This window comes from Hoeflea sp. (genome assembly GCF_984452065.1).
The window spans coordinates 1-8,745 of sequence record NZ_CFHWAF010000165.1; the positions used below are offsets into that span (position 1 = coordinate 1).

Sequence of the window (8,745 nt, forward strand, 5' to 3'; positions counted from 1 at the left end):
GTTGATGGTGATGTCGAGACCGCGCGCCGCGAGCTGCAGGCGCCACTCGACCGGCACCGTGCGGCCCGCGACCTCATGTGTGCCCACCGGCGTCATCCGCAGCGCGCCATCGCCATAGGCGGTGGTCTGTCCGTCGGGATCGATCCAGGTGGCCGAGGTATAGGCATCGGCGCTGCGGCTGCGCAGCCGGAAGCCCATCAGCTTCGATCCGTCGTCGAAATGCAGCGACAGCCAGTCCCAGCCGGTCTGGTCGGGATCGAGCGGCTGCGATGACCATTCGCGGTCAAGCCAAGCCTGACCGCTGACCTCGACAGGCCCGGACGGCAGATGGACGGTGCCCGTCACCGTGTAGAAGGGCTGTGAATAGTAATAGCTCGCCTGGCCAGAGGCGGATTTGACCGAGAAGCCGTTGTCGCCATGCAGGACCAGCGGTCCCGACGCCTTCAGATCGATGTCGTAGGAAAAATCGATGCCGCGGGCGGTGACGTGAAGCGCCGACAACGGGTCTTCGCCCGCCGCCGCCCGGCTGGTCATCCGCCAGTCGTCGATCCAGGCGGCAAAGGGCGTCGCCGTCACGCCGGCCTGGCCGATGCCGCCGCGGGCGAAGCGCTCGGTCGAAAAGTGGCGGTCTTCGGTGGTGACGGCCGCATGCGCCATCCAGGCCTGCGACGCCGACCAGCCGTCGCCGGCCTCGGGCCGCAGCGCGGAGCGGAACAGCGTCCATTGCAGGCCGAGATCAGTGCCGTTCCCGTCGGTCAGATTGGCGGTCAGATACCACCATTCGATACGGTAATCGGGATGGGCGCCGTGATCCTCCGGGAACACAAGGTCCTGCCCGGGTTCCGGCACCGAAAACCCGTCGCTCTGCGTGCCGAGCCCGGCGAAGCCCTGCGCCAGCGCGCTGCCGGCGATCAGCACAATCAGCAGGGCAAGAAACCTAGCGCTCATGGGCGAAGACCTTGAGAAAACGCGCCGGCCGCGTGCGGGCGAGGCGCCAGACCGGAATGGCGGCGGCAAGGCCGGCGGCGACCAGCGCCAGGGCAAGCAGGCGCAGCCATTGCTCCGGATAGACGAACATCGGCAGCCGCCAGCCGAACGCCTCCACATTGACGATCGCCAGCAGCACCCAGGCGAGCACCAGGCCGACCGGCAGCGCAACAAGGAAGGTGAGGGCGGCGAGCGCCAGAGTGCGCAGCAATTCAAGCCGCGCCAGCGTTACGCGCGTCGTGCCGACCGCCCAGACCGGCGCCAATTGCGACAGACGCATCGACGACAGGGTCAACAGATTGGCAAGGATGGCGAAACCGGCAATGCCGAGCGTCAGTGTGTTGAGGGCGCCCGTCACCAGGAAGGTCCGGTCGAAGACGTCGAGCGAAAACCGTTTGACATCCGCCTGGTTGAGGATGTTGCCGGGGGCAAGGCCGAATTCGCCGGTAAGCGCCTCGGTCAGTGCCTGTGTCTCTTCGGGCGCCACGCGGACGGCATGACGCAATTTCGCAATGTCCGGGAAAAAGCCCATCAGCGCATCGTGACTGACGATCATCTGGCCGCTCGGATTGCCATAGTCGGAATAGACCCCGACGATCTCCTGCGACCAGCCGGGCGAAAGGGTCAGGCGTTCGCCCAACTCATGGCCGCCGCGCCGGAAGAGCTGTTCGTTGATCAGCGCGCCGTCGCCGGCGGCCACCCGGTCCCAGACATTCTCCGCGCTTTGCAGCAGAGGCCAGTTGTCCCGGTAGGTGGCGTGATCGACGATGCCGTAGAGGGAGACCGGAAGGCCGCCGATCTCGATCTCGGTCTCCCGGATCGGCAGCACGGCATCCGCCCGCCCGGCAAGGAATGCCCGCATCGCCTCGGCCTGAACCTCATTGTCCGCCGAGACATAGAGCTCGGAGGCCAGGCGCTGGTCGAGCCAGCCGGTGAATGTGTCGCGGAACGACGAGACCATGGTGCCGACGCCGACATTGGCGGCGAGCGCCAGCATCAGCGCCATCAGCGCCAGCGACAGGCTCGGCACCTGCTGGCGCATATCCGCCCACACCCATTCAGCCATGGCCGACCGGGCCGTGCGCGCGCCGAGCGTCAGGATGGCGATCAGCAGCGCCGGCAGCAGCAGAGCGGTCCCGAGCAGCAGCGCGCCGAGGGTTGCGAAGCCGGCCCACAGGCCGCTGCCGAGCCAGGCCGTCATCAGGGCCGCCGGCAACAGGACAAGGGCCGCAAGCGTCGACCAGCGGCTGGTCTTGAGATTCGCCATCGCCCAGGCGCGCGGCTGCGCCGGCGCCAGCAGCGGCATGCGGGCAATACGCCACAGGCCCTGGCCGACGGCGATGAGGGCGCCGGCGAAGGCGATGGCAAGGCCGGTCAGGATCCAGTCCGGCCGCAGGGTGAGCGATCCGGGCACCGAGGCGCCGTAGAGCCCGGCCAGCGTCGCCGCGACATCCGGCAGCAGCAGCGCCGCGATGCCATAGCCGAGCGCCACGCCCAGCAGCCCGGCGACAAGTGCCAGCAGCAGCGTTTCGATGAGCAGCAGCAGGATGACGGTGCGGTTGGGCAGGCCGAGCGCCCGCAATGTGCGGATCACCGTGCGCCGCTGCTCGAAGGCGAGGCCGACCGTCGCATGGACGATGAACAGGCCGACGGCGAAGGAAAGCAGCCCGAAGGCCGTCAGGTTGAGGTGGAAACTGTCGGCGAGCCGCGCGACATCGCCCTGCGGATCAGGCGCGACGCGCTTGAGGTCCGGCGCGATCTGCGCCAGCGGAGCGAGGCCGGCGGGCTGCCGCGGCGCCAGCAGGAAATAGTCCACATCCTGCCGCTTGAGCATCGTCCAGGCCGTGGCGATATCGGCCATCAGGTCGCCCTGCGCGACCCGCAGCGACCCGCGCAGGGCAAGCCCGCTGTCGGCGAGCGCTGCGGCGGTTTCGGGATGGGCGAGGATCAGCCCGTCGCCGGATGTGAAGGCGGTGATGTCGGCATTGCCGGAAAGCCCGAGCGGCGCGGCGCCTTGCGGCAAGGTGAAGACATCGATGCCGATGACCCGCACCCGCTCTTGCCCGAGCCGCAAGCTGCCCTCGACGACCGGCGAGACCAGCCAGCCGGCGCGCCGCAGATCGACGAACCGGTCGGCGGCAATCGGCCGGCCATCCGCGGCCTCCAGCCGCTCCAGCGTGTTCTGGCCGAGCACGGCGGCGGCGCGGCTATAGCTCGAGCGGGCTTCGCTGTTGATCGCCTGCACGCCCGTCCACAGCCCCGTCGCCAGCGCCAGGCCGACGATCACGGTCGCCAGTTGCAGCGGCCGGACGCGCCAGTGCGACAGCAGTGCGCAAAAGCCTGCGCTTATCATTGCAGCCGGCCATGGGTGAGATGCAGCCGCCGCTCCAGGAGCCCGGCGAGGCGGATCGAATGGGTGACCAGGATGAAGCCGGCCCGCACATCGGCAACCAGCTGCAGCATCAGCTCGATGACGGCGTCGCCGGTGTCCTCGTCGAGATTGCCGGTCGGCTCGTCGGCGAGAATGAGGTCGGGCCGCACGGCCAGTGTCCGGCCGATCGCCACCCGCTGCTGCTGGCCGCCCGAAAGCTGTTCGGGATAGCGATGCAGGCAGGCGTCAAGGCCGAGGCGCTCGGTGAGGTGCGCCGTCCAGTCCCGGTCGAGACGGCCGGCCAGCCGTGCATGGAAGGCGAGGTTCTGGGCGACCGTCAGCGACGGAATGAGATTGAACTGCTGGAAGACGAGCCCGATCCGGCCGCGCCGCAGCGCGGCAAGCTGCGGATCGTCCAGCCGCGCAATGTCGTCCCCGTCGAAGCGGATTTCGCCGCTGTCCGGCGTGTCCAGCCCGGCGATCAGGTGCAGCAGCGTGCTCTTGCCCGAGCCCGATTCCCCGGTCAGCGCCAGATGCTGCCCGGCATCGAGTTGCAGCGACACGCCCTTGAGAACATTGACGGGCCCTTCCTCGATTTTGAATGATTTCCTGACATCGCGCAGCGCAAGCAGCATGGTGAACCCGGGTGTTGGTTTCGGTGCACCTTAGAGGGTTTGCGGGCCGGTTGGAAATGCCGGGTCCAGGTGACCTTTGGTCGCTGTCGTTATGAGGCAGCGGAATAGCTTTGGGGAGGCGGACTGACAGCGGCCTGTTCTTCTGCGTTCATTTGAGGAGGATTGGTGATGAAGGTTTGCATTCGGATCGACTCATGCCAATCGATGTTCATCATCGATCACGCTCAATTTCGCGTCTTCTTCTTCTTTCCATTTCCAAATCACCAGATTGATGTCGTGCTCCCTGGCGCCTTTGATGAAACTCGGAACGATCAGACCCACGAACCCATCATTGATCAATTGGCGCGCGAATTTCTGAGATGCAGATCCGCCGTGCTCACGCATTTCGTCACGCCAGGTATCCGCGCCGAGCTCTTCCAGCGAGACCGGTCTTTTGTGCAACGCATCTGCATCGCGGGCATCAAAGATTGGCTTCAAGTCCGCCTCATAGGCGACCAATGTCGTTGGTTGCAGGGTGCCTGCCTGATTGGATTCTCGAATTGCGGTTTCGATCGAGAGACATGTATGAAGTGCTTCGACGCCTTTGGGGTTGAACCTGCCGCCAAAGCGCTTGGCACCTTTGCCTGAAAGGGGCTCTTTTGCGTATAGAGGATTGAGCGCGCGGTAAAGCAGTCCCTGATAGCGCATTCTGCTTACGCGAAAACACCGGCATCAACGGCATCAATGTATTCAAGAACATCGTCTGCCCTGCCATCGCGCACCAGCTGCATTGCAGTCTGGCCGGAAAATCCCGCCAAGGGTTCAGATCGATACCAGGCATAGGCCATCAAGGTCGAGCCAAAGCGTGGTTCCACCTTATTCAGAATTTCAACCATCTGGCGCAAACGGCTCTGGGTTTTGTCAGACTGAATACGCTCCTTGCGCTGCACGGCGTCCTTGCCTAGCCCGACGGTGCGCGCGACTTCCTCACTGGTCGTCCGCAGCGCGGAAGCGATTTTCTTGGGAGCGAATACGCCATTGTCTGCATAATCGGCAAGGTTCATGGTTGGCTCCTAGAAACTCGTATTGTGGCGGCATATAGCGTCAATATGTGAGAATGTCAAGATTTCGCAATGTGGCTCTGGCGGCCACAAACTTATCGCCTATGCGTCTTCTGTCGGAAGCGGGCCGGTTAGGGACGCTCTTTGCGAGAGCTCGATCCAAGTCCCAACGGGTCTCGAACGAAAGCTATGCGCACGGTAGACCCCATTGTCGTCGGCTTGAGTCCGGACCTGCCGCCCCGCACCAAAATCTGATAGTAGATCTTGTCGACATCGAAGACCTGCAATGTGTAATGTAGCGCAGACCAAGATGTTCAAGTTGGTCGGCTTCATGGTCGACGGGTTCGGTCTTCCCAAGGGCACAGATAATCAGACTATCCCCGCATTGAACCGCACTTTGGTTTTCATCAGAACGCGGAAGACCAAGAATGTCAGAATAGTATGTAAGGAAGGCTTCGACTGTTGAGGCGGATACTTCAACGGCCCAATGGGTGACACCGTCCTCACCGGATGGGCAGAGGGTCAGTACATTTCCGTCGGGATCAACATGATCTGTGCGGGTTTCGACCTTGTCGGATGCGACAATCACTCGGTTGATGGTTGACGTTTCCGCAGGCGTCAGCGGATCCGAGGATGCGTTGACCTTGAATATGCCATCCGCCAAGGCATAACGATGCTGGCGAAGTTTCCGGGAGACAGGCAGTTCGTGATCCATGTCGAGACCGGCTCTCAGGGTCCAGAATGTAGAAATCTCTTCTGCCTGATTGGTGAACAAGCCAATATCAAGCGCTCGTTTCGCCAAAGCAATGGTCCCTTCGCGTTGGAGCTCCGTTACTTCGACGAAGGTGACGGCGTCACCAACCTTGGTCGTGATACGGACCTTTTCACCATCACTGATCTTGAGGCGATCGGCATCATCTGGGTTCAGGTATAGACTGGCAAGTTTGCCCTTCTTGTCCCGGCCTTGTCGCAAGTTTTGTCGGCGGACAGGCCTCTGCCATATTGGGAGCAATTTTCAGGCTTCGTTAACTTTTTCAATTCCGAAGAGCACCGCAAGCAGATCGTTCTGTTCGCGGATGCTCCATTGACCGGTAAAGTTGAAGCCCTTCTTGAGCCACAGCATGGCTTCAAATCCGGCGATGGTTTTTCTGGCCGAGTTGAACGATCGGAACCCACCGATCTTTGGCATGTTCTTCTTCAACCTGAAATGATCATTCTCAATGCCTTGTTGCAAGTGCTGGGTCACATAGTGCACCGGGTCCGGAGCAAGCAGGCCTTCGTCAACTGCCCCCTCGATGGCCGGAGGAAATGTGCCGGCTCCATCGGTGCCGATTTTGCCCGGTGACAACAGTGGCGCACCCTGCAGCATCTTACGGAAGAACCTTCGGGCAGCGTTAAGATCGCGCTTTGCAGTCAGCAAAAAATCGACCGGATTGCCGTACTTGTCGATGGCGCGATAGAGATAGCGCCATCGGCCCCGGATTTTGACGCAGGTCTCATCGATGCGGACCGAGCCGCAATGTTGTTTACGGAACCGGCGCAAACGCTTGTCGATAAGAGGAGCATAGGCCAAGACCCAACGATTGATGGTGCTGTGGTCCACGTCAAGGCCGCGTTCCAGGAACATCTCCTCCAGGTCACGATAGCTCAGCGGATAGCGCAAATACAAGGATACTGCCTGAATGATCAGCCAGACTTCGAACTGTCTGCCTTTGAAATCGTCTTTTGACTGACGCTTCAGTTTGTTGACGATGGAAGTGAGAACCATGACGCAGAACTCCAAAAACAGGAGCGTTCTCTCAACAGCCAATTCTAAAGACACAGTTAATTCGAAAATCTTTGCGACAGGCCCCTCTAGTTTGGTGATGTCCTCTCAGAGTTTTTGCCGCTTGATGTAACGAAGTCGAAGGCGACCAGCGCGATCGTCAGGGCAATGACCGCCACCAGAGCCGGGCTGGGCACGGCCCATGCCAAAATACCGAGGAAAGCGGCAAGAAACACGAAGGCAATCAGGGCAAGCAATCGATTCATGGCAGTTTCCTTTTCCTTTCCGTCACTGTTCCGTCCAGTCGCATAGCCACTGAGCCGTGCGCAGCAGCCTCGCATCATCGCCGGGCGCACCAATAAGCTGCACACCCATCGGCAATCCGTTCGTCGCTGTCATCAGCGGCACGGTAACTGCGGGCGTACCGCACAGTGTCCACAGTCCATTGAAGGTCGAATTGCCGGTCCAGTCCAGTCCATGGGGCGCAGGCCCGGTTGCCGCCGGGCATATGATCGCGTCGCAGCGGGAAAATATCTCGCCCAATCCCGCATTAAGCACCGGTTTCCGGTCGAGCGCGGCCAGATAGTCGCGCGCTGAGACCGAGTTGCCGGCTTCGATCGCCTCGCGGGTCGCATCGCTCAGACGATCGGCCCCATCGCGCCAATAGCGATGGAAATGGCGGGCCATCTCGGCGAAGTTGATCCGCTCATGTTCCCGCCTGGCTTCAGCGAACGGCGCTGGCAGGGTGACGGCGAACGCCCGCTCGCCGAGCGCCTTTTCCAGCTCATTGAAAGCGTCCCTTAGGTCGGCGTCCGCATCTTCCCAGCCCGGCGGGCGGACGATGGCGACGGTCGGTATCACCGGCGGCTTTGAACATGCCGTTTCGACCAGGCGCGGCGTCGCCGCCGGGCTGGTCGCCGGATCGCTTTCGTCATGGCCAAACAAACATTGCGCCAAAAGCGCCGCCCCGGTCACGTCCGCGGCAAAAACGCCAATCGTATCGAGCGTCGGCGACTGTGTCAGAACCCCTGTACGGGGTATGGCGCCAAAGCTTGGCTTGTAGCCGGTCACCCCGCAATAGGAGGCGGGCCGGATCACCGACCCGACGGTTTGCGTTCCAACCGCCAGCGGAACCATACAATCGGCGACCGCCGCCGCCGATCCCGAGGACGACCCGCCCGGCGTGTGTTCGGAGTTGTGCGGATTGCAGGTCGCCGGCGGGCTGCGATAGGCCAGTTCCGCAGTCGCCGTCTTGCCCATGATTACCGCGCCGGCCTGCTTGAGCCGGTCGATGATGTACGCATCGCGGATCGGCACCCGTCCCGCATCAAGCGAACATCCGTTCTCGGTTGGCATGCGGCGCGTGTCGACAATATCCTTGATGCCGACCGGAACGCCGTGCAACGCCCCGATCGCCTTGCCCGAGGCACGATGCGCATCCAGCCGCCGGGCCTGTTCGCGGACGAAATCGGAATCGAAGAAGGCCCAGGCGCGCACTGTGTCCTCGCGGGCCTCGATGCGCGCGATGCACGCCTCCACCAACTCGACGGAACGCAGCGCGCCCGAGGCGATCCGGTCGCGTAATTTCAGCGCGCCGAGGGCCATGAGCAGGCTGGCCGGCTCCGCCACCAGGGGGTCACCTGCCATAGAACAGTTCCGGCAGGTAGAAGACGATCCGAGGGTACAGATACATTAGCACCATCGACAGTATGACACAGACAAGGAACGGCATGACGCCAGCGAAGATCTGCGTCAGCCGCACCTCGGGCGGCGCGATCCCCTTCAGATAGTAGGCCGACATCGCCATGGGCGGCGTCAGGAAGCTGGTCTGAAGGTTCAGCGCCACCAGAATGCCGAAGAACAAGGGATCGATCTCGAAAATGTGCAAGAGCGGCAGGAAGATCGGCACGAAGATGATGATGATCTCGGACCATTCCAGCGGCCAGC

At 62.4% G+C, this 8,745-nt stretch carries 10 protein-coding genes; all 10 read right to left on the bottom strand.

Annotated features, from left to right (window positions below; translation table 11 throughout):
* Positions 1 to 948, bottom strand: a 948-nt coding sequence (locus AC5E6N_RS21445) for a lipocalin-like domain-containing protein (RefSeq protein WP_491749723.1), incomplete at its 3' end; no start/stop codon positions are given.
* Positions 938 to 3,340 (bottom strand): FtsX-like permease family protein, encoded by a 2,403-nt coding sequence (locus AC5E6N_RS21450; protein WP_491749724.1) that lies wholly within the window; start codon positions 3,338 to 3,340, stop codon positions 938 to 940. The genes AC5E6N_RS21445 and AC5E6N_RS21450, both read right to left, overlap by 11 nt.
* Positions 3,337 to 3,993: an ABC transporter ATP-binding protein gene (locus tag AC5E6N_RS21455; protein WP_491749725.1), complete on the bottom strand. Its 657-nt coding sequence runs from the start codon at positions 3,991 to 3,993 to the stop codon at positions 3,337 to 3,339. The genes AC5E6N_RS21450 and AC5E6N_RS21455 overlap by 4 nt, the downstream gene beginning before the upstream one ends.
* A gap of 192 nt (positions 3,994 to 4,185) precedes the next feature.
* Entirely contained in the window at positions 4,186 to 4,680 is a 495-nt protein-coding gene (locus AC5E6N_RS21460; protein ID WP_491749726.1) for an RES family NAD+ phosphorylase, read from the bottom strand.
* A 5-nt stretch (positions 4,681 to 4,685) separates the two neighbouring features.
* Complete coding sequence (locus tag AC5E6N_RS21465) at positions 4,686 to 5,036, bottom strand: MbcA/ParS/Xre antitoxin family protein (RefSeq protein ID WP_491749727.1); 351 nt, start codon at positions 5,034 to 5,036, stop codon at positions 4,686 to 4,688.
* A gap of 184 nt (positions 5,037 to 5,220) precedes the next feature.
* Entirely contained in the window at positions 5,221 to 6,006 is a 786-nt protein-coding gene (locus tag AC5E6N_RS21470) for a molybdopterin dinucleotide binding domain-containing protein (RefSeq protein ID WP_491749728.1), read from the bottom strand.
* A 42-nt stretch (positions 6,007 to 6,048) separates the two neighbouring features.
* Positions 6,049 to 6,801 carry an IS6 family transposase gene (locus AC5E6N_RS21475; protein ID WP_491749729.1) on the bottom strand — a complete coding sequence of 251 codons (753 nt, stop codon included), beginning with the start codon at positions 6,799 to 6,801 and terminating at the stop codon, positions 6,049 to 6,051.
* Positions 6,802 to 6,887: 86 nt separating this feature from the next.
* Entirely contained in the window at positions 6,888 to 7,064 is a 177-nt protein-coding gene (locus tag AC5E6N_RS21480; RefSeq protein WP_491691898.1) for a hypothetical protein, read from the bottom strand.
* A 22-nt stretch (positions 7,065 to 7,086) separates the two neighbouring features.
* Positions 7,087 to 8,445, bottom strand: coding sequence for an amidase (locus AC5E6N_RS21485; RefSeq protein WP_491749730.1), 1,359 nt, complete (start codon positions 8,443 to 8,445; stop codon positions 7,087 to 7,089).
* Positions 8,435 to 8,745: TRAP transporter large permease subunit (locus tag AC5E6N_RS21490; protein ID WP_491749731.1), on the bottom strand; the 311-nt coding region annotated here is incomplete at its 5' end. The genes AC5E6N_RS21490 and AC5E6N_RS21485, both read right to left, overlap by 11 nt.

Excerpts from the sequence above, each read along its gene's own strand:
- AC5E6N_RS21450 (WP_491749724.1), bottom strand. The coding sequence starts at position 3,340 with ATGATAAGCGCAGGCTTTTGCGCACTGCTGTCGCACTGGCGCGTCCGG.
- AC5E6N_RS21455 (WP_491749725.1), bottom strand. The coding sequence starts at position 3,993 with ATGCTGCTTGCGCTGCGCGATGTCAGGAAATCATTCAAAATCGAGGAA.
- AC5E6N_RS21460 (WP_491749726.1), bottom strand. The coding sequence starts at position 4,680 with ATGCGCTATCAGGGACTGCTTTACCGCGCGCTCAATCCTCTATACGCA.
- AC5E6N_RS21465 (WP_491749727.1), bottom strand. The coding sequence starts at position 5,036 with ATGAACCTTGCCGATTATGCAGACAATGGCGTATTCGCTCCCAAGAAA.
- AC5E6N_RS21475 (WP_491749729.1), bottom strand. The coding sequence starts at position 6,801 with ATGGTTCTCACTTCCATCGTCAACAAACTGAAGCGTCAGTCAAAAGAC.
- AC5E6N_RS21480 (WP_491691898.1), bottom strand. The coding sequence starts at position 7,064 with ATGAATCGATTGCTTGCCCTGATTGCCTTCGTGTTTCTTGCCGCTTTC.
- AC5E6N_RS21485 (WP_491749730.1), bottom strand. The coding sequence starts at position 8,445 with ATGGCAGGTGACCCCCTGGTGGCGGAGCCGGCCAGCCTGCTCATGGCC.